We start from the raw sequence: 20,884 nt of genomic DNA, 5'->3' as shown, positions 1-20,884 counted from the left end.
TCACCACGACAACATTATTTTTAGTGCTTTTTTGCAACTGTTATCATAAAAACCATACCTTAAAGCACCCGTAATTTTTTTTGTGTATTTAAACTAAAAATGTCGCAACGAAATAGCATATCTGTACAACGAAGAATTAAAAACCGCTGTCAGACATTTACAAACTGCTTCGCTAAAAGTACAAACCACTGTCAGACATTTGCAAACTGCTTCGCTAAAAGTATAACCTGCTGTCAGACATTTACAAACTGCTTCGCTAAAAGTATTACCTGCTGTCAGACATTTGCAAACTGCTTCGTTAAAAGTATAACCTGCTGTCAGACATTTGTAAACTGCTTCGCTAAAAGTACAAACCGCTGTCAGACATTTACAAACTGCTTCGCAAAAAGTACAAACTGCTGTCAGACATTTGCAAACTGCTTTGCTAAAAGTACAAACCACTGTCAGACATTTATAAACTGCTTTACTAAAAGTATAACCTGCTGTCAGATTTATAATATTTGTTCATTCCGAGGAACGAGGAATCTCCGCCAGAAGCTCCACAAAGATTGATAATGTAGATTGCGGAGTTTCTTGTGAAGATTCCTCGTTCCTCGGAATGACAATATTAGAGTGAATTCTTAGTTAGAACTATTACCTTGCAATTAAACCTTTTATAAAAACCAACGTCTTATTTCTAAATAAATTACTGCGTTATGGATAAAAGTAATCTTTGGTCATTACGGTTAGGGTTTTCTGGTAAAGAAGCCGCGGCGATCGAAAAGTTGGGATTTGAAAAATTCTTAAAGAAATCCTATGTCCCGAAGTTTGATAAAACGCTCCCGACTTTTTTAGACGATGATCCTAAAACTCTCGCTGAACTTAAAGTTATACGCGAGCAGATCAAGAATGCTGATGCGGAGGAGAAAAAGAAAATCCTGAAAAAAGAAATCTATTCGGCTATTGAATTCAAGAAGTGGTGGATTGGCAAAATGCAAAGCGACGAATTTCCTTTGCGGGAAAAAATGGTTTGTTTCTGGCACAATCATTTTGTGGCTACTTCGCAAAAGGTAAAAGTCAATTACTGGATTTACCAACACAATATGATTTTGCGAGAGCATGCTTTTGGCAATTTTAAAGAACTCACTAAGCAAATCGTAAAATCGAATGCGATGGTGAAGTATTTGGATAATGTAGACAACAAAAAAGGTAAGTTTAACGAAAATCTGAGCCGAGAATTACTGGAATTGTTTACTATCGGAATTGGGAATTACACCGAGAACGACATCAAAGAGGGCGCACGTGCTTTGGCAGGATTGAATCTGGGAGACGAAAGCGCTGTATACAGAAAGTTTGCCGAAGACAATAGCGATAAAACCTATTTTGGAAAAACAGGCAACTGGAAAGCAGATGATTTGGTCGACCTAATTTTCGAACAAAAAAATATTCCATATCTCATTACCAGAAAAATTCTGAAATGGTTTCTGTACGATGCGCCATCAGAGGAATTGGTGACGTATTATGGCGATTATTTCAGAAAAGTAAACTTTGAAATTGAGCCGTTATTGACTAAAATTTTTACTGAAGAATATGCCAAAGATAATTCCGGAAAAAAAATAAAAGATCCGTTGGTTTATATTTTTCAGCTTATTGATGAATTGCAATTGAAAGATTATAATGCAGTAATGATTGTTGCTTTTTTAAAACAGCAAGGAATGGATCTGTACAATCAGGTGAATGTAAAAGGTTGGGATGGCGGTAACTCATGGCTGACTTCTCAGGTGTATTTGCAGCGAAATAATACTTCGGATTTATTGTGCAGCGGAAGAAGTCTTTCAAAAAAAACAATCAATAATATGATGAGTGAAGACAATGCTAAACCGAAAGATGAGTTAGAAAAAAAAGAGGTAAAAATACAATATGATTCAGGCGGAAATAATAAAACCATTATCGCAGAATTATCTGACAGGTTATTGTTTAACGTAAATGAATCGGTACAAAAAGACATGGAAAATTTGCTCAAATATGATTTTGATCCGAAAAACCCTAACGCCAATTTTGCCGTCATCAGATTGTTTAATTACATTACAAAATTGCCTGAATTTCAGTTGATTTAAAAACCGCACGATTATGAACAGAAGAAATTTTCTAACGCTTACAGGAACTTTTACTGGCGGAATGCTGGTGCTTCCTAGTTTTTTGAACGCATTTGGGCATCAGGAAAACTTGGTTATAGGCGAACAATGCTTGGTGTTTATTCAGCTCAACGGAGGGAACGACGGGCTGAATACTTATGTACCGTATGACAATCCGTTGTATTACGATCTGCGAACCAAAATTGCACTGAACAAAGATGCTGTCATTGGTAAAAATAACGGAATGGCTTTTCATCCTTCTTTGAAAGATTTTGCTCAAATACAGCAAAATGGTGATCTAACAGTGTTGCAAAATGTAGGATATCCGGAACCCATTCGGTCGCATTTTAGGAGTCAGGAAATCTGGCAAACCGCCACAGATTCTAATCAATATATAAATGAAGGCTGGCTCGGGCGCTATCTCGATCTACAGTGTCATGATCATCAGCCAACCGCAGGTATTAATCTCGATTCGATCGATAATTTGGCTTTAAAAGGAATGGAGCCCAACGCCATAACGGTAAAAGATCCTAATCGTTTTAAGATAAAACCAACCAAGGAAGAAAGTACGAAGTTGTCTGATAATCCTCAGTTGGATTTTGTTCGAAAAATTGCCAATTCGGTTGTTGAAGGTTCAGATGATATCCAGAAAGCTCTGGCTCAATCAAAGACAGAGATTGCTTATCCGAAAACAGCCTTGTCTAAAAACCTCGAATGGATCGCACGATTGATAAAGGGTAATTTAAATTCGAAAGTATATTATACGTCTCTCGGCGGATTTGATACGCATGATAATCAACTGGCTATTCACGAGCGAAAATTAACCGATTTGAATGATGCGGTATTTAGTTTTTATCAAGATTTAAAAGCCGCTCAGTTACTTCAGAATGTTACGATTGTAGTTTTTTCTGAATTTGGAAGACGCGTAAAAGACAACGGAAACGGTACCGATCACGGCACAGCGGCACCAATGTTTATTATTGGCGGTAATAATAAAGGAAAAGTTTTGGGTAATAATCCAAATTTAGCCGATCTCGACAACGGCGATCTGAAACACGAAATTGATTTTAGAACTGTCTATGCTTCTTTACTAAAAGAAAAAATGCAATTCGATTATGCTAAAATTGGGATACATAATAAGCCGGTTTCTGGATTGTTTTAAGGCTGTAAAAATTTTAAATCTCACGGTTTTCCTTTGATCCATTTAATACTAATTTTAATTAAATTTGTAATACTCAAAATATTAAAACATGGAAATCAAAAATTTATCGAAATATAGTGATGCTGAAAAAATTCTATTGGCTGAGCAACTGTGGGATAGTGTTTCTAAAGATGATTTAGAAGTTTCTGATGCTGCTAAAAGAGAATTGGATATTCGAATACAGAACTTAGAAGAAGGAAAAACTGAATTATATACTTGGGATGAGGTAAAAGCTCATGTAAGATCGATTAGATAATGTATAAAATTAGGTTTGTAAAAGAAGCATTATTTGATGTTGAAGATATTGTAATTTGGTATGAAGAACAAAGAATAGGGCTTTCGTATGATTTCGAACTTTGTCTGGAAGCGGTACTTGATGAAATTTCAAGAAACCCTGAGGCTTTTCAAAAGAAGTATAAAAATATAAAAATTAGATTTATTTCCAGATTTCCATATGGAATTCATTATCAATTTGAAAAAGATGAAATTACTGTAATTGGTATTTTTCATACTTCACGATCACCTAAAAATTGGAATAAAAGATTAAACTTGTAATTCATACCTGAGCTTCTCAGCAACTAGAAACTCAGAACCTTCCTCAAAACCAATTCACTAAATCTCATTTTAAAGGATTTTTTTTATATTATGTTACAAAAGTTAGTCATTTTGTTAAGAAATCCTTTTTTGTTTCATAAAATGCAATATTTTTTTTGGTGGGGTAAAAATAATGTATACATTCGCAATGAATTTATTGAAAAACACAAACAAAATGTCTCATAACCGTTTTTATTTTAGCAACACTTTTTATTTCTTCTTTAGTAGAAGTAAGGATTGTGCTATGGTTATTTGAAAAATATAAAGACAAATAAAACTAATATACAATCCTGATGAAAATCAGGATTTTTTTTTGAATATATGACAACTAAAATTGCAATACAAGGTATAAAAGGATCTTTTCATCATCAAGTAGTAAAGGAGTATTTTGCTGAAAATGTGACTATTGATGAGTGTTTGTCTTTTGAAGAATTGATAGATAGCCTTCTTTCTGGAAAATCGGATCAGGCGGTAATGGCAATTGAAAATTCTATTGCAGGGCCTATTATTCCAAATTATGCCTTGATTGATAAGCATAATTTACACATAATCGGAGAGCATTATTTGAGTATTCATCAAAATTTAATGGCTTTGAAAGGTCAGAAAATAGAGGATATTAAGGAGGTTCATTCGCACCCAATGGCAATATTGCAATGTATGGATTTCTTAAAACAATATCCGAATATTAAATTGGTTGAAGACAAAGATACTGCAGAAACTGCTAGAAGAATTCAGGAAAAACAGTTGACAGGAATTGCTGCTATTGCGAGCAAAACGGCTTCGGAAATGTATCATTTGGAAATTCTGGCGCCTGAAATTCAAACGATAAAAAACAATATGACGCGTTTTGTGATTATCAAAAAACAAAATTCTTTTTTGCCAGAGAGCGAAATCAATAGAGCCTCTATCAAATTTGAATTGGATCACAAAAGAGGCAGTTTAGCAGCGGTTCTGAATGTAATGAGTGATTGCAAATTGAATTTAACCAAAATTCAATCGCTTCCAAAAATTGAAACACCTTGGAAATATTCTTTTTTCGTAGATGTCACATTTGAAAAATACGAAGATTTCGCAAAAGCCAAATCGTTACTCAATATAATGGCGGAATATTTGAAGGTTTTAGGAGAATATAAAAATACAAAACCTTGATTAGTCATAAAGTCGAAAGTTAGAAAGTTTTAAAGTTAAAACAAAAAAGAGCCTAAAGCCTAAAGCAAAAAAAGAATGATTACAACAGCAAAAAGATTAGATACAGTTGAAGAATACTACTTCTCATCCAAATTGAGAGAAGTGCGTCAACTGCAATCTGAAGGAAAACCGATTATCAATATGGGAATTGGAAGCCCTGATTTGAGTCCGTCAAAAGCAGTTATTGAAGCAGTAGCTGCAGCAATTCTGGATGAAAACGGGCACGGTTATCAGAGCTATCAGGGATTGCCAGAATTGAGAAAAGGAATGGCCGATTTTTATCAGAATCAGTTTGGTGTTGCATTAAATCCGAATAATGAGATTTTGCCTTTGATGGGTTCGAAAGAAGGAATTATGCACATTTCGCTAGCTTTTTTAAATGAAGGTGATCATGTTTTGATTCCGAATCCAGGTTATCCGACTTATACTTCGGTAACCAATTTGGTTGGCGCTGTCCCGGTGTATTATGACTTGAAAGAAGCCAATGCTTGGGAACCAGATTTTGAAGCTTTGGAAAAATTAGAGCTGAAGAAAGTAAAAATCATGTGGCTAGGTTATCCGCACATGCCAACAGGGGCGAGAGGAAGTCTGGCGTTGTTTGAAAAATTGGTTGCTTTTGCTAAAAAACACAATATTTTGTTGGTCAATGACAATCCGTATAGTTTTGTTTTGAATGATAATCCGATGAGTTTGTTACAGATTGAAGGGGCAAAAGAAGTGGCTTTAGAATTGAATTCACTAAGTAAAACGTTCAACATGGCAGGTTGGAGAGTTGGAATGGTTTTAGGAAATCCCGAAATTATAGATGCAGTCCTGAAAGTAAAAAGCAACATGGACAGCGGCATGTTTTACGGAATCCAAAAAGGGGCAGTTGCGGCTTTAAATTGTGATAAATCTTGGTTTGAAGACCAGAATAAAATTTACAGACGCCGCAGAGAGTTAACAGAAAAATTAGCAGAAAAATTAGGTTGCGAAGTTTATAAAGAAGGAGTTGGACTTTTTGTGTGGGCAAAATTGCCAGATGGAATTGAATCTTCGGAGAAGTTTATTGACGAAATATTATACGAGAAACATATTTTTATCACACCGGGAACGATTTTTGGAAGTAATGGCGAAGGATATATTAGATTCTCGTTGTGTGTTAAAGAAGAAAAAGTACAAGAAGCGATAGATCGATTTTAGATGTCATTGCGAGGCACGAAGCAATCTCGGCCGCTGGATCAATTGTTAGTAGGGTTGCTTCGTTCCTCGCAATGAAGAAAAATAAAAATAAATATGAATATATACGTAATAGGAATTGGATTAATTGGAGGCTCAATAGCTTTAGACTCAAAAGCATTGTATCCTCAAACCAAAATTTTTGGCATAGATAGCAATGAAGATCATATTAAAGAAGCAATTGCTCTTGGTGTAGTTGATGAAGGAGCTGTCTTTGAAGATGTAGCCAAAGCTGATTTTGTGATAGTTTCGGTTCCTGTGGATGTTGCTATTGTTCTTTTGCCTAAAATATTAGATATAATACCTGATGCAGCAATTGTTTTTGATGTTGGTTCTACTAAAACTCCTATTTGTGAAGCAGTAGTCAACCATCCAAAACGTAGAAATTTTATTGCTACGCATCCTATTGCAGGTACAGAATTTTCGGGGCCATCTGCAGCGATAACGGGATTGTTTCAAGGGAAAACAAATATTATATGTGAAGTAGAAAAAACGGCATTCAAACTGCAGGAAAAAGCATTGTGGCTTTTTAATGCGATGGGTATGAGAATACGATATATGGATGCGAAATCACATGATAAACATATTGCTTATGTGTCGCATCTGTCACACATAAGTTCTTTTATGCTCGGGAAGACGGTTATTAATAAAGAGAAAGACGAGCAGGATATTTTTGACATGGCCGGTTCAGGTTTTGAAAGTACGGTGCGTTTGGCTAAAAGTTCACCAGCGATGTGGACACCAATTTTTAAGCAGAATAAAAAACAAGTGGTTAAAACATTGGAAGAATACATTGCCAATTTGTCAAAGTTTAAAGAACTCCTAGAAAACGAAGATTATGATGCTATTTACAGTGAAATGGAAAGTGTCAATAAGATAAAAGAGATTTTAAACGGAATGAAAAAGTAGTCAGATTAAAAAAAAGAATAATAAAATAAAATTTAAAAAATAAATAAATAGAAAGATGGAAAATAAAAAAGAAATGAGAAAGTGGTTGGAAGATTTCAATTTGAATCACCCACTTGTGATAGCTGGACCATGTAGTGCAGAAACAGAAGATCAAGTATTGAAAATTGCTCACGAATTGAAAGATTCTAAAGTGAGTGTGTTTAGAGCTGGAATCTGGAAACCAAGAACGCGTCCGGGAGGATTTGAAGGTGTTGGAGAAATTGGTTTGAAATGGTTGCAAAAAGCTAAAAAAGAAACGGGTTTACTAATGGGTACTGAAGTTGCAACTGCTGCACACTGTAAACTGGCTTTAGAACATGATATTGATGTTTTATGGGTGGGTGCTCGTACTACCGCAAACCCTTTTGCAGTTCAGGAAATTGCTGACACATTAAAAGGTACTGATAAAATCGTTTTGGTTAAAAACCCTGTAAATCCAGATTTGGCTTTATGGTTAGGTGGTGTTGAGCGTTTACACATGGCTGGAATCGAGAAATTAGGAGTTATTCACAGAGGTTTTTCTACTTACGAAAAAACAAAATACAGAAATATTCCGGAATGGCAGATTGCTATCGAACTGCAAAATAAATTTCCTGATTTACCTTTAATCATCGATCCATCTCACATAACTGGAGATCGCAAAATGATTTTTGAAGTAACGCAAGAGGCTTTAGATTTGAATTATGATGGTATGATTATCGAAACGCACTACGATCCGGACAATGCCTGGTCTGATGCTGCTCAACAGGTTACTCCGGATGCTCTGAAAAAAATCATTAAAGATTTAACCATCAGAAAAACAGATGATACTACAGATGAGTACAGCAACAAAATGACCAAGCTAAGAGCAAACATCGATGTTTTGGATGCTAACTTACTAGAGTTGTTGGGAAAACGTATGAAAGTGGCTGACGAAATTGGTCAAGTGAAAAAAGATGCCAACGTAGCGATTCTTCAAAACAATCGTTGGAATGAAATCTTAGGAAAAATGATTTTGGAAGGTGAGAAAAAAGGTCTTACTGAGGAGTTTGTTTTGAGAATGTTCAAAGCAATTCACCAGGAAAGTATTAGTCACCAGGAAAAAGTATTTAATGCATAATTTTTTTAAAAACCATATAGGTGATATAAGTTTTATTTAGTTTTGAGTAATTAAGATATTAAATTTCCTTATATCAATTGTATGATAAAAGCTTTAAATCTCCATGTTTCGAAAGAAACTTGGAGATTTATTTATTTTACAAACTATCGTATCGGATTCTCAAATCCAGGCTCATTTATATTCCCTTATATAACGTATTATGGTAAAAATTATTAATTTATCTTTGCAGAGATTTAGTTTTTGAATTTAAAATCTAAAATCAGAATATCTAAAATTTAAAAATGACAGGACTCGTTTACAAATCTACAGGAAGTTGGTACACCGTAAAATCTGAAAAAGGCGATTTTATCGAATGCCGTATGAAAGGAAAGTTTAGGATGAAAGGTATCAAAAGTACCAATCCTATTGCTGTAGGCGATGTTGTCGATTATGAACTCGAAGAAACTTCGGATGCTGTTACGGGAACGATTCATCATATTCACGAAAGAAAGAATTATATCGTTCGTAAATCGGTAAATTTATCGCATCAGATGCACATTATTGCTTCTAATATTGATCGCGTTTTTTTATTGATAACAATTAACAATCCCCCAACAACTTTCAATTTTATAGACCGTTTTCTGGTAACTGCCGAAGCTTATAATATTGAAACAATTCTGGTTTTTAATAAAATTGATACTTTTGACGAAACTACATTAGACGACCAATTGTACATGCAGTATGTCTATGAACAAATTGGATACAAATGCCTTCGTGTTTCTTCAACAGAAATGAAAGGAATTGAGGAGTTGAAAGAAATGATGATTGGTAAAGTGAGCATGTTTTCTGGACATTCTGGTGTTGGTAAATCGACTTTGGTCAACGCCATGGAACCGTCTTTGCATCTTAAAACCAAAACCATTTCTGAAGCTAGCAAACAGGGACAGCACACCACAACTTTTGCCGAAATGTATGATTTGTCTTTTGATGCTAAAATTATCGATACACCCGGAATCAAAGGTTTCGGAATTGTAGATATGGAGAAAGAAGAAATCAGCGGTTATTTTCCTGAATTTTTTAGATTGAAAGAACAATGCAAATTTAATAATTGTCTGCATAAAGAAGAACCGCATTGTGCCATAAAAGCAGCCTTAGAAAAAGATGAGATCGCTTGGTCACGCTACAATAGTTATTTGAAAATCCTTGAAGGTGATGAAGAAAATTATCGTACCGATTCGTATGATGAAGATCGAAAAATTAGCGACGAAACCAGAAATCAAAAATAAAACAATCCCAAGTCCAAAGTCGAAAAGTCATAATATACTTAGAGAAAACTTTTGACTTTATGACTTTCAAACTTTAAGACTAAATATATGAAAATCGTTCTTCAAAGAGTCTCTCAAGCCTCAGTAACGGTGGAGGGCAATAAAATCGCTGACATTCAAAACGGATTATTGGTTTTAGTAGGTATTGAAGATTTAGATACGCAAGAGGATGTCGATTGGCTGGTTGGAAAAATCACTAAAATGCGCATTTTTCCTGACGAAAATGAGGTCATGAACTGCTCGGTTCAGGATATTGATGGCGATATTATTGCGGTAAGTCAATTTACGCTGCATGCGTCTACAAAAAAAGGCAATCGCCCTTCGTATATAAAAGCTTCAAAGCCAGAGTTTGCAATTCCCATGTATGAGAATTTTGTAAAATCTTTAGAAAAAGACTTCAACAAAAAAATACAAACCGGGATTTTTGGTGCAGATATGAAAGTGAGTCTGTTAAATGATGGCCCTGTAACGATTTTGATGGATAGCAAAAACAGGGTATAAAAATAACACCCAATTTGTTAATAATTTCTAAAAATAATATATATTTGACGAAATTCCTTACTAATGAAATCTCACGTTGGCGCACTGTTTTTCTTCTTTTTTTCTTCTCTTTTATTGGCTCAAAAGTCGGACTATTCGATACTTTCTATCTCCGATAGTCTTAAAGAAAATGCGAATGCCGTGGTGCGTTTCAATCAAACCGATATTACGATTTTGTCACAACGCAGCATGAATGCTAAAAATCATCGTATTGTAACGGTTTTGAATGAAAAAGGTTTTGATGCCACAGAATCTTTTGAGTTTTATGATAAATCAACTTCTGTAAAAAATATCGAAGCCATCATCTATGATGCTTTTGGTAAAGAGATCAAAAAAGTCAGACGAAAAGATTTTAAAGATCAAAGTGTTGTTGGCGGCGGGACACTTTTTTCAGATAGCAGATACCTCTATTTAGATTACACTCCTATTTCTTATCCTTTTACGGTCGAATTTATCAGTGAAGTTCAAACTTCTTCTACAGCTTTTATTCCAAAATGGATGCCTCTCCAAGGTTTTAATACCAGTGTAGAAAAAGCATCTTTAAATGTTGTTTTTTTGAAGGAATTGGGTTTTAAAAAGAAAGAATTTCAGTTTTCAAACTTTGATATCAAAAAAACGTTAGATACAGATACGCAGCTCTCGTATGTTGCATCAAATATTTTGGCTCAAAAACAAGAAGATTATAGCCCTTCTTACAGAGAGTTATTTCCAAAAGTAATGATGGGTTTAGAATATTTTCATTTAGAAGGTGTTGATGGAACAGCTACGAATTGGGTTGATTTTGGGAAATGGTACTCAGAGAAAATTTTGTCGGGGACAACAGACTTGCCTGAAGAGACAAAAACTAAAATAAAAGCTCTTGTTGGTGAGGAAAAGGATCCAATAAAAAAAGCGAAAATTGTTTACGATTTCGTTCAGAAAAAATCAAGATATGTTAGTATTCAAGTAGGTATCGGGGGGTGGAAACCTATGCTTGCCACTGATGTAGATCGTCTGGGATATGGCGATTGCAAAGCATTAACCAATTATACAAAAGCACTTTTGCAAGCCGTAGACGTACCCTCGTACAATACCGTTTTGTATGGAGACGCTTATAAAACAAATATCGAGTCTGAGTTTGTCTCGATGCAGGGGAATCACATGATTTTGTCTATTCCAACAGGAGATCATTACACTTGGCTCGAATGTACAAGTCAGGATGATCCTTTTGGGTATCAAGGAACCTTTACAGACGACAGAGATGTTTTGGTTATTAAACCTGAAGGAGGAGAAATTGTACACACCAAAATTTACGATGACAAGGGCAACAAACAAACCGATAAAGGATCGTATGCCATCGACCAAAATGGGACTTTGACGGGTGCTATTAGTATCGTTTCCGAAGGCTCGCAATACAGCTCTAAATCCAGAGTAGAAACATTACAGCCTACAGAAAAGGAAGCACATTATAAAGAATATTGGGATTATATCAATAATTTGAAATTGGGCAAAATCACATTCAACAACGATAAAGAAAATGTTCGATTTACCGAGGATATACAAATTAGCGCGGCTAATTACGCTACCATTTCTGCAAACAAATTAATTTTTGCGGTAGATGTTTTCAATCAAAATTCAATGAATGTAAAACGCATTAGAAATCGTAAAAATCCTTTTCAATTTCAGAGAGGATACATCGATACCGATGAAATAGAGGTTAGTTTGCCCACTGGTTTTGCGATCGAATTTTTGCCTTCAAATTTTGAACTTAAAGGAAAATTTGGAGAATATAAAACCGAAATCATCAAAAAAGAGAATAATAAACTCATTTACAAACGCTCCATATCGGTCAATAAAGGAAAATATTCGAATAAAGAATATGACGAATACCGTCTTTTTATGGAACAGGTTTCAAGAAATGATAATGCCAAAATTATATTAACCAAGAACTAATTACCATGAAATTCAGTACTTTTTTTAGTCTCGTAAGTCTTTTGTTTGTCTTGTCTAAAGCAACGGCTCAGGAATTTAAATTAGGGAAAGTATCTATTGCCGAATTGGAGCAGAAGGTACACCCAAAAGACACGGCTGCTGTGGCTGCCATTTTGTATAAGAAAGGGGCGTCTAAGATTGAGTTCAATCAGAATGATGGTTTTGTTCTGGTAACAGAAGTAGAAACACGTATTAAAATTTATAAAAAAGAAGGGTACGATTGGGCAAATCAAGGCGTCGTGTATTATGTTGGTAGCTCGGCAAGCAGAGAAAAAGTCGACTTCTCGGATGCTGTAACTTTCAATTTGGTGAATGGAAAAGTAGAGAAAACAAAACTCAAAAGCGACGGAATTTTTGATGAAAATGTAAACAAATACAGGTCAAGAAAAAAAATAACAATGCCCAATGTAAAAGAAGGCTCTGTGTTAGAATTCAAATATACGGTGAGGACTGCAAGTATAGGAATGATGCGTGACTGGGATTTTCAAACCAGTATTCCTGTCAATTACTCTGAGTTTAAAACCTATATTCCAGAGTATTATGTTTTTAATCCGAGGCAAAAAGGATATGTTTTTCCTAAAGTAGCCACGCAGAAAAATAATAGATCGATAGTTTTTACAAACAAAGACAGAGTTTCTACTGGTGGTCCAGGAGGAGGTGGAGTAAGAACAGAATATTCAACAGATAAACTTGATTATATCGAAACTGAAACTACCTACAGCGGCGAGCATTTCCCAGCCATGAAAGAAGAATCTTTTGTCAACAACATCGATAATTATCTTTCCAGTATATCGCACGAATTGTCAATGGTTAAAAATCCAAATCAACCTGTAAAAATGTTCTCGGCAGACTGGAATTCGGTGGTGAAAACAATTTATGATTATGATACTTTTGGACCTGAATTAAACAAAACAGGTTATTTTGAAGACGATATCAAAACGGTTTTAAACGGTTTGAATACACCAGATGAAAAAATAATAGCACTCTTAAATCATGTAAAATCCAGTGTAAAATGGAATGGTTATTTTGGGTATGATTGCGATAGCGGAGTTAGAAAGGCATACAAAGAGAAAACAGGAAATATCGCCGACATCAATTTGATGCTAACTGCCATGTTGCGTTACGCAGGATTAACAGCAAATCCTGTTCTTACAAGTACGCGCTCAAACGGAATTGCATTGTTCCCGAACAGAACGGCTTTTAATTATGTAATTGCAGCCGTAGAAACTCCAACAGGATATGTGTTATTGGATGCTTCTGATAAGTATTCTGTTCCAAATGTTTTGCCTCTGAGGGTTTTAAACTGGCAGGGAAGATTAATTAGAAAAGACGGAAGCTCTGAAGAAGTTGATCTGATGCCTAAAAAAGTGTCAAACGATATTGTTTTTCTTTCTTATGCGATAGATCCTGAAGGCAAAGTGTCGGGTAAAGCCAGAAGACAATGTTTTGATCATAATGCGATGATTACCAGAAATAATATTGAGGGTTTGAAAGAAGAAGAGTACTTGGAAAAATTGGAAAACGAAAACAATAAAATAGAAATCAGTGATTACGTGAGAACCAATCAGAAAGAAATTTTATTGCCAACCATCGAGACGTATTCTTTTACAGGAAATAATTTATGTGAAGTCATTGGAGGCAAAATATACGTTGATCCGATGTTGTTTTTTAGCAATCACGAAAATCCATTCAAGCAAGAGATTAGAGAATATCCTGTAGATTTTGGATATCCATTTTTAGACAAATACAGCATCACCATTCAGATTCCAGAAGGATTTACAGTAGAAACATTGCCTGCTCCTGTTGTCATGAACATGGAAGATAATTTGGGGAGTTTTAAATTTGTTATTGCTCAAAATCAAAATGTACTACAGCTCAATGTAGTACATCAAATAAACGAAGCCATTGTTACTACAGAAAAATATGATATGCTTAAAGAATATTACAAAGGAATGGTGGCAAAAGAAACTGAAAAGATCGTTTTAAAAAGAATATAATATGAAAATTAAGATTGCTGTAGTTATTTTTTTATTTCTAAGTACACAGGCAAAAGCACAAAATTATGAACTCGGAAAAGTAACTACAGCCGAATTGCAGGAAAAAGCAAATCCTAAGGATACAGCTGCTCCTGCGACAATCTTATTCAAAAAAGCAAGAACTTTTTTTTCGTATAATATCAAAAGTGGTTTTACTGTAAATCATGCCTACGAGTTTAAAATCAAAATTTATAAAAAAGAAGGGCTTAGTTGGGCAGATCAAAAAGTTAGATTTTATGTTGGATATGAAAGTATCAACAAAGATCGGCTGGAATTTTCTGATGCTGCAACATACAATCTCGAAAATGGTAAAGTGGTAAAAACCAAGTTGGACAGTCAGGGCAGCTTTAAGAACAGTGTAAATAAATACTGGAACGAAAAAACCATCACGCTGCCCAACGTAAAAGTGGGTGCTATTATCGAATTTAAATATGTTTTGAAATCCGAGAATATAGTCAAGTTTCCCGATTATGATTTTCAATACGATATTCCTGTAAATTATTTTGAATATAAAACCGAGATCCCGGAGTTTTATATTTACAAATCGATTCTTATTGGCAAACAGGTAGTTGAAGCAGATCATAAAATGGAAAACGGTTCTCAGACGTATGAGAATGAGCATAATCAGACCAGTAGGTTTTCGTACAGACAAATCAGTTCCTTTTATTCGGCCAAAGATATTCCGGCCTTGCAAAACGAGCCCTATGTTGATAATGTCGATAATTACAAAGGATCTCTTCAGCTCGAATTGGAGAGAGTTCGCATGCCAGACCAACCCGTAAAAGATTACACCATGACATGGGAAGGAGTCGCCAAAATGATTTTTAAAGATGATAGTTTTGGAAAACAACTCGGTCAAAGTTCGTTTTTAGTAGAAGATGTAAAACGTTTGCTGGAAGGTGTCGAGGATAAAAAAGAAAGGTTGAATATCATTTTTAAATTCGTCCAGAATAAAATGAATTGGGACGAGAAAAATGATTATTACACAGACAAAGGAGTTTTAGAAGCCTATAAAAGTCAGACAGGAAATGTAGCTGAGATCAATTTTATTTTAATTAATATGCTCAAGCTGGCCGGAATAGAGGTAAGCCCGGTTCTAGTAAGTACGGTAGAAAATGGCACGCCAGTTTACCCCACCCGAACAGGTTTTAATTATGTAATTGCTGCCGCAGAAATAGATGGTAAACAAATTTTGCTAGACGCTACGCACAAATTTACAACTCCCGATATTTTGCCTCTCAATGTTCTTAACTGGAACGGAAGACTTATAAAAAGTGACGGATCTTCGCAGGAAATAAATTTGGTTCCAACGGGGCAGTCCAAAGAATTTTTAAACATCATGGTCAAAATTACTCCTTCGGGTCAGTTACAAGGAAAAGTTAGAACTCATAAAAGTGACTATGAAGCGTATCGTTTTAGAGTAGCAAATGCCGACAGAAATACAGAAAACTATCTTGAGAAACTCGAACAACAATTAGGCGATGTAAAAATTTCGAAATACAGTGTCGAAAACATAAAAACAAATCTTGATAAACCGCTATTAGAGACTTTCGATTTTATAGCAGACCATCAAACTGAAATTATCGGAGACAAAGTATTTGTTTCTCCGATGCTGTTTTTTACAACAACCAAAAATCCTTTCCATCAGGAAAAAAGACAAATGCCGGTTTCTTTGAGTTTTCCAACCTTAGAAAAATACAATATAAATATGGAGATCCCGGAAGGCTATGCGATAGAGACATTGCCCAAACCAATCCAGATGATGGCAGAAAATAATGGTATCACCTATACGTTTAACATTGCTGCGCAGGACAACAAAATCCAGATTATTTGTATAAAAGAAATCAATAATAGTGTCTTTGCTGTGGATCAGTACGAAGGATTAAAAGAAATTTTTCAGAAAGTGATCGCCAGTCAAAATCAAAAAATTGTTCTTAAACGGCTTTAGTTTATTTACACTATACGTTTGAAAATAAATATAATAGCAAACACAAAGAAAGCTTATTCTTACTTTAAATAAAGTAATTTGTATATTTGGTATAGAAATTTTTCTTTAATTTAAAACCAAATAGTATGCCTTTCGAAAATTTAAACAACAACCATTATCTGGCTACTGAGAAAACATCTATACTGGCAGCAGTAGTTTCTCTTGAAAACATTCTTAGCCCGAAGTTCAAAAATCTTAATCCGGACGAACGCAAAAAGTACGGGAGCATCAACGAGCAAAACAAACTAATCGTAAACAAAGTGATGGATTATCGCACTAGCACGCCGGCTTTGAGTTCGCCAGATGTGGACTGGGCAGAATTTCAGGCCGATTATGATTCTCGCGATTTTATACAGAAACTCATGACCCGTTTGCAAAACATCATAGACAGCCTGAACAACAATAAAATTCTTCATGATTATGATAATTATCAGGCAGCACTAACAGACTACGGATTCAGCCAATACAAGGCAAGTACCAAAGTTGCAGGCTTCGAAAATAAAGTAGCAGAGATTGGGCAGTTTTTTAATCGTACAGGAACAACAAACGCTGTAAATGACTCGGAAACAGAAATCTAAAATCACTATTGAATAGCAAAAAACCTTTTGTAGCAATACAAAGAGGTTTTTTTGTGTTGTAACCTGAACTCGATTAATAAAGTGCTAAATATTAGGAATTTATTAATCCTGCAAGGTTTCAAAAACCTTGTAGGTATGGTTTTTAGTACAATTAATACCTAAAAGGTCAAAAAAAAAACGTGCAGGAATTTTGCAAAGTTTAAAATTAACTAATTTTCAGTATGTTAAGAGTCGGACTCAGATTTGTAGTTAATTGAATTTGGCGATTTGAAAAATAACGTCAAATTTGGCGTCCCTGACGTCAAATTTGACGTTCCTGATGTCAAATTTGGCGTTCCTGATGTCAAATTTGACGTTCCTGATGTCAAATTTGGCGTTACTGATGTCAAACTTGGCGTCTGTGATGTCAAATTTGACGTTCCAGACGTCAAATTTGGGGTAAATTCGATCATTATTGCATAACAAAACCCCAACGCTCCACCAAAATAGGTATAAATACCTGCTCCCCTATCTTTATTTAGTGTTATACTTGCTTAAAATAAATAATTACCCATTACGGTTTCCCTCAGAGATGATGGTGCTGGAATTGTTATATTTGTTTTAGATTGAATGAAGCACTTGTGTTGCTTTGTTGTTAAAACAGAAACACAAAAAAGCGATACAAAACTACGTGTATACACCCATATAAGGGTTGATAGGCTTAACTTTGTAGCGAGTATATATAAGTTGTGCCTTATTATAAAAAACCGACAGAGAATTTAATAACCTAGAGAACGATGCCAATACTAAACGACATAATTGATTGGGCTGAAAACAAGCCAGTTTTTTGGCAAGTAGCAATTGACCGCTTAATTAGAAATAATGAACTTACTGAAAATGACATTGCAGAACTCAAAGAAATTTGTAAAGTAGATTATGGATTATCTGAATTTGCTTTTGATGAAGTTGATTTTGACGATTTAAGAAATTTTGCAAATAACTCAACTAGCAGTGATAATGTGATACTTTCTAAAATTTCCAATGTAGATAATGTAAACGCTCTCTCAAAAGCTAGTGAATTAGAATTTGCACCAAATGGTCTAACAATTGTCTATGGAGATAATGGTTCAGGAAAATCAAGTTATGTGAGTATTTTAAAACACGCTTGTAATACAAGAGGTCATAAACCAAAAATAAATGTTAACTTATATGACCCAACTTGTTTTGGAAAAGATAAAAAGGCAGATATAGAGTACACAACTGATGGAACAAATTTCAATACAGTATATCTCGTTAATGAACAAGTAAATAACTCTGTTTTAAAAAGCATTGACGTTTTTGATACATTTAGTGCAAATCATTACATTGAAGGAGAAGATGAAATTGCTTTCATTCCTCAAGGTTTATCTATTGTAGAAAAATTAGCAATAGATATAAAAAGGGTTGAAAACGGTCTAAATGCAGACTTATTGAGTCCTGCTTTACAGAAATTCGACCATACACTTTTGGAAGTCTCTGATTGTTCAACTGCAAAAACATTTCTCGAAAACTTAAATTCAAATTCAACTCTTGACGAATTAAGAGCTGAATCAATTTGGAATTCAACTAAAAGTTCTAGAATTGAAGAATTAATTATAGAAATTGATAAATTAAAAGCAACAGACCCAAAGAAAAGTTTAAAAGAAAATGAAGAAAAAATAAAGCGTTTCGAAATTTTACAAAACAAATTTCAAGCGCTTGAAAATCAATTAACAGGTGCAATTTTAATAGATTTAAAACTAACATTAAACAATCTTGTAACAACAAGCGAAGCTCTAAAAGAATCTTCTGAAAAAGCATTCTCTGAATTGCCAATTGAAGGTGTTGGTAATAGTTCTTGGAAATTACTTTGGGAGAGTGCTCGGAAATTCTACAATATAAGTACCGAAACAGAAAATTTCCCAGAAGTAAATGAAGACAGCAATTGCCCACTTTGTCTACAAGATTTAGATGAAGATGCAAAAAACAGATTTGTGTCTTTTGAAAGTTTTGTAAAAAATGACATTCAAAAAACTTATGATGAAGCATTTGATGAATTTAATTTAGCAAATGAAAATTTAAATAAAATAGATTTCTCTTTTGAGGAACAAAATCCTACAGCCATTGAACTTGATGAAATAATTGATGATTATTCACAAATTCAAATAAAATATTTAGAATTGCTTTTAAATCAAAGGGATAATTTAACAGGTCTTTTTGAAAGAAAAAAAATAGTTGAAGTAATTGACTCAATTGAAATAGAAAATACTCCTAAGACATTAATTCAAGAATTAATTAAAAGCTTAAAAGAAGAAAATGAAAAATTAAAAGTTCTATCAATTGAAGATGATTTAATTCCACTCAATAAAGAATTAAATCAATTAAAAGGAGAAAAAAAGATTTTCGATTTTAAACCCAAATTAGCTCGCGAAATTTATCGTCAGAAAAAAATAAAACTACTTAATCAGTGCATCAGTAAATGTACTACTCGAACAATTACGACACATAGTAATGAGTTAGCAACAAAATATATCAGTCAAAATCTTAAACAAAACTTCAAAACTGAACTTTCAAAACTAGGTTTTAAAAATATTAAAATAGAAACCGAAACTAAAGGTCAAAGAGGAAAACAATACCATTATTTAAGACTTGACGAACAAAATGCAAATGGAATTGTATTAAAAGACATTTTAAGTGAAGGAGAACATAGATGCATTTCATTAGCAACGTTCTTGTCTGAATTATCCACTTCAGAACATAAAAGTGCTATAATTTTTGACGATCCAGTTTCATCTCTAGACCATAAATGGCGAAATAAAATATCAAAAAGAATTGCAGAAGAAGCTTTAGAACGACAAGTTATAGTTTTTACTCACGACATCACTTTTTTACTAATGATTCAAGAGCATTCTGAAAATCTGAATTGTAATTTAGACATAAAGAGTCTTACAAGAAAGAAACAAGAAACAGGACTAATTGCAAGCAACCCACCTTGGGATGCTTTACATGTTGGAAAGCGTATCGGATTGCTAAAAAATGAATATCAACAATTAGAAAAAATTGAGCGAACTGAAACTGAAGAAGTTTATAAAGAACGAGCAAAATATTTATATGGAAAACTTCGAGAAACTTGGGAGCGTTTTGTTGAAGAAGTATTCTTAAATGGAGCAATTCAAAGATTTGGCAGAGCAATACAAACTCAACGTTTATCAAAAATTGTAGATTTAACGGATGAGGATTATAACCTAGTTGACACAAATATGAGTAAATGTTCTACTTATTTTACGGGACACGATACCGCAGGAACTTTAATTGAGGAAATGCCTGATTCCGCCGAATTTCTTGCTGATTTAACTATATTAGAAAATTATACCGCTGAAATTAGAAAACGTAGAAAATAACAAGGCATAACAGCTAGGGTTTCGTTGCGTGCGCAGCACGAACAATGAAACCCCGGTTGAACGGAACCGATTACAAGTCCGTCATCAACAAGGAACTATTATAAAGCTTTGAAAGGGAAAAAAGATGTTAGATACATCTTACTATGGACTTATCGACAATTGACTAATTATCAATATATTAAATTAAAATAAGAAGCTATGAATCCTTAACAAAAATACAAAAAAATGATTCCCAGCAACAATTTGAAAGTTGCTATTCACGATAGTGCTACCGAAGGTTTAGTTCAACATACAACTCACACTTTACAATAAAAAAAATGGATTTAAAAAACGCACAACTTGACGTAGATACCTGGATAAAAGAACACGGTGTTCGCTATTTTAACGAATTGACCAATATGGCGCAACTTACCGAAGAAGTAGGCGAAGTAGCCCGAATTATTGCCCGCAGATACGGGGAGCAATCAGAGAAAGAAAGCGATAAAAACAAAGATCTGGGCGAGGAATTGGCAGATGTAGTGTTTGTTGTTTTGTGTCTGGCCAACCAAACCGGAATTGATTTGCAAGCAGCCTTTGATAAAAAAATGGATTTAAAGTCGGTTCGAGACAAAGACCGCCACAAAAACAATGATAAATTGAAATAATTGTGAAATATCGATCATAAATTTTGAATTGTGAGTTTTGAATTTTGAATTTTGAGTGTGGAGT

General features: G+C 34.3%; 18 protein-coding genes. 16 read left to right on the top strand and 2 right to left on the bottom strand.

The annotated features are described in order from the left end of the window. Positions 1-93: 93 nt before the first annotated feature. A complete protein-coding gene (locus LNP22_RS03115) occupies positions 94-441 on the bottom strand; it encodes a hypothetical protein (protein ID WP_229975299.1) in 348 nt (115 codons plus the stop codon). A gap of 254 nt (positions 442-695) precedes the next feature. On the opposite strand from LNP22_RS03115, the gene LNP22_RS03110 reads away from it, so the two are divergent. From LNP22_RS03110 to LNP22_RS03045, 14 genes are all read left to right on the top strand, one after another. Continuing rightward, positions 696-2,096: a DUF1800 domain-containing protein gene (locus LNP22_RS03110; protein WP_229975298.1), complete on the top strand. Its 1,401-nt coding sequence runs from the start codon at positions 696-698 to the stop codon at positions 2,094-2,096. Positions 2,097-2,109: 13 nt separating this feature from the next. Beyond that, positions 2,110-3,276 (top strand): DUF1501 domain-containing protein, encoded by a 1,167-nt coding sequence (locus LNP22_RS03105; protein WP_229975297.1) that lies wholly within the window; start codon positions 2,110-2,112, stop codon positions 3,274-3,276. 88 nt (positions 3,277-3,364) lie between these two features. Beyond that, the gene (locus LNP22_RS03100) at positions 3,365-3,571 is read left to right on the top strand and encodes an addiction module protein (protein WP_229975296.1); all 207 of its coding nucleotides are present in this window, start codon (positions 3,365-3,367) and stop codon (positions 3,569-3,571) included. Then, on the top strand, positions 3,571-3,870 hold the full coding sequence (locus tag LNP22_RS03095; RefSeq protein WP_229975295.1) for a type II toxin-antitoxin system RelE/ParE family toxin: 300 nt from the start codon (positions 3,571-3,573) through the stop codon (positions 3,868-3,870). Before LNP22_RS03100 ends, LNP22_RS03095 begins: the two co-directional genes overlap by 1 nt. Before the next feature lie 360 nt (positions 3,871-4,230). Continuing rightward, complete coding sequence (locus tag LNP22_RS03090; RefSeq protein ID WP_229975294.1) at positions 4,231-5,058, top strand: prephenate dehydratase; 828 nt, start codon at positions 4,231-4,233, stop codon at positions 5,056-5,058. Positions 5,059-5,133: 75 nt separating this feature from the next. Then, positions 5,134-6,279, top strand: coding sequence for a pyridoxal phosphate-dependent aminotransferase (locus LNP22_RS03085; protein ID WP_229975293.1), 1,146 nt, complete (start codon positions 5,134-5,136; stop codon positions 6,277-6,279). 93 nt (positions 6,280-6,372) lie between these two features. Next, complete coding sequence (locus tag LNP22_RS03080) at positions 6,373-7,224, top strand: prephenate dehydrogenase (protein ID WP_229975292.1); 852 nt, start codon at positions 6,373-6,375, stop codon at positions 7,222-7,224. 55 nt (positions 7,225-7,279) lie between these two features. Further along, on the top strand, positions 7,280-8,362 hold the full coding sequence (locus tag LNP22_RS03075; RefSeq protein ID WP_229975291.1) for a bifunctional 3-deoxy-7-phosphoheptulonate synthase/chorismate mutase type II: 1,083 nt from the start codon (positions 7,280-7,282) through the stop codon (positions 8,360-8,362). Positions 8,363-8,643: 281 nt separating this feature from the next. Beyond that, positions 8,644-9,627: a ribosome small subunit-dependent GTPase A gene (gene rsgA, locus LNP22_RS03070; protein WP_229975290.1), complete on the top strand. Its 984-nt coding sequence runs from the start codon at positions 8,644-8,646 to the stop codon at positions 9,625-9,627. Positions 9,628-9,714: 87 nt separating this feature from the next. Continuing rightward, entirely contained in the window at positions 9,715-10,167 is a 453-nt protein-coding gene (gene dtd / locus LNP22_RS03065) for a D-aminoacyl-tRNA deacylase (protein ID WP_229975289.1), read from the top strand. A gap of 63 nt (positions 10,168-10,230) precedes the next feature. Next, entirely contained in the window at positions 10,231-12,138 is a 1,908-nt protein-coding gene (locus LNP22_RS03060) for a DUF3858 domain-containing protein (RefSeq protein ID WP_229975288.1), read from the top strand. Between the two features lie 5 nt (positions 12,139-12,143). Then, positions 12,144-14,174 (top strand): DUF3858 domain-containing protein, encoded by a 2,031-nt coding sequence (locus tag LNP22_RS03055; protein ID WP_229975286.1) that lies wholly within the window; start codon positions 12,144-12,146, stop codon positions 14,172-14,174. Position 14,175: 1 nt separating this feature from the next. Beyond that, positions 14,176-16,161: a DUF3857 domain-containing protein gene (locus tag LNP22_RS03050; RefSeq protein WP_229975285.1), complete on the top strand. Its 1,986-nt coding sequence runs from the start codon at positions 14,176-14,178 to the stop codon at positions 16,159-16,161. Positions 16,162-16,286: 125 nt separating this feature from the next. Next, positions 16,287-16,778, top strand: coding sequence for a hypothetical protein (locus LNP22_RS03045; RefSeq protein WP_229975284.1), 492 nt, complete (start codon positions 16,287-16,289; stop codon positions 16,776-16,778). A 224-nt stretch (positions 16,779-17,002) separates the two neighbouring features. Here the strand turns inward: LNP22_RS03045 and LNP22_RS18445 are convergent, their stop codons facing one another. Then, positions 17,003-17,230 carry a hypothetical protein gene (locus LNP22_RS18445; protein ID WP_319616376.1) on the bottom strand — a complete coding sequence of 76 codons (228 nt, stop codon included), beginning with the start codon at positions 17,228-17,230 and terminating at the stop codon, positions 17,003-17,005. 324 nt (positions 17,231-17,554) lie between these two features. Between LNP22_RS18445 and LNP22_RS03035 the strand changes: the two genes are divergently transcribed. After that, on the top strand, positions 17,555-20,176 hold the full coding sequence (locus tag LNP22_RS03035; protein ID WP_229975282.1) for an AAA family ATPase: 2,622 nt from the start codon (positions 17,555-17,557) through the stop codon (positions 20,174-20,176). Between the two features lie 317 nt (positions 20,177-20,493). Then, positions 20,494-20,820 (top strand): nucleotide pyrophosphohydrolase, encoded by a 327-nt coding sequence (locus tag LNP22_RS03030; RefSeq protein WP_012022600.1) that lies wholly within the window; start codon positions 20,494-20,496, stop codon positions 20,818-20,820. Positions 20,821-20,884: the final 64 nt, after the last annotated feature.

The organism is Flavobacterium flavipigmentatum (assembly GCF_020911905.1).
Classification (GTDB): Bacteria; Bacteroidota; Bacteroidia; order Flavobacteriales; family Flavobacteriaceae; genus Flavobacterium; species Flavobacterium flavipigmentatum.
The sequence above is the reverse complement of the archived record's forward strand: the minus strand, read 5'-3'. Positions and strand labels throughout refer to the sequence as shown.

What these genes read in the sequence shown, in the direction of transcription:
- LNP22_RS18445 (WP_319616376.1), bottom strand. Translation starts at nt 17,230, where the DNA reads ATGATCGAATTTACCCCAAATTTGACGTCTGGAACGTCAAATTTGACA.
- LNP22_RS03110 (WP_229975298.1), top strand. Translation starts at nt 696, where the DNA reads ATGGATAAAAGTAATCTTTGGTCATTACGGTTAGGGTTTTCTGGTAAA.
- LNP22_RS03075 (WP_229975291.1), top strand. Translation starts at nt 7,280, where the DNA reads ATGGAAAATAAAAAAGAAATGAGAAAGTGGTTGGAAGATTTCAATTTG.
- LNP22_RS03105 (WP_229975297.1), top strand. Translation starts at nt 2,110, where the DNA reads ATGAACAGAAGAAATTTTCTAACGCTTACAGGAACTTTTACTGGCGGA.
- LNP22_RS03045 (WP_229975284.1), top strand. Translation starts at nt 16,287, where the DNA reads ATGCCTTTCGAAAATTTAAACAACAACCATTATCTGGCTACTGAGAAA.
- LNP22_RS03085 (WP_229975293.1), top strand. Translation starts at nt 5,134, where the DNA reads ATGATTACAACAGCAAAAAGATTAGATACAGTTGAAGAATACTACTTC.
- LNP22_RS03055 (WP_229975286.1), top strand. Translation starts at nt 12,144, where the DNA reads ATGAAATTCAGTACTTTTTTTAGTCTCGTAAGTCTTTTGTTTGTCTTG.
- LNP22_RS03050 (WP_229975285.1), top strand. Translation starts at nt 14,176, where the DNA reads ATGAAAATTAAGATTGCTGTAGTTATTTTTTTATTTCTAAGTACACAG.
- LNP22_RS03100 (WP_229975296.1), top strand. Translation starts at nt 3,365, where the DNA reads ATGGAAATCAAAAATTTATCGAAATATAGTGATGCTGAAAAAATTCTA.
- LNP22_RS03030 (WP_012022600.1), top strand. Translation starts at nt 20,494, where the DNA reads ATGGATTTAAAAAACGCACAACTTGACGTAGATACCTGGATAAAAGAA.
- LNP22_RS03035 (WP_229975282.1), top strand. Translation starts at nt 17,555, where the DNA reads ATGCCAATACTAAACGACATAATTGATTGGGCTGAAAACAAGCCAGTT.
- LNP22_RS03060 (WP_229975288.1), top strand. Translation starts at nt 10,231, where the DNA reads ATGAAATCTCACGTTGGCGCACTGTTTTTCTTCTTTTTTTCTTCTCTT.
- LNP22_RS03090 (WP_229975294.1), top strand. Translation starts at nt 4,231, where the DNA reads ATGACAACTAAAATTGCAATACAAGGTATAAAAGGATCTTTTCATCAT.
- LNP22_RS03095 (WP_229975295.1), top strand. Translation starts at nt 3,571, where the DNA reads ATGTATAAAATTAGGTTTGTAAAAGAAGCATTATTTGATGTTGAAGAT.
- rsgA (WP_229975290.1), top strand. Translation starts at nt 8,644, where the DNA reads ATGACAGGACTCGTTTACAAATCTACAGGAAGTTGGTACACCGTAAAA.
- dtd (WP_229975289.1), top strand. Translation starts at nt 9,715, where the DNA reads ATGAAAATCGTTCTTCAAAGAGTCTCTCAAGCCTCAGTAACGGTGGAG.
- LNP22_RS03080 (WP_229975292.1), top strand. Translation starts at nt 6,373, where the DNA reads ATGAATATATACGTAATAGGAATTGGATTAATTGGAGGCTCAATAGCT.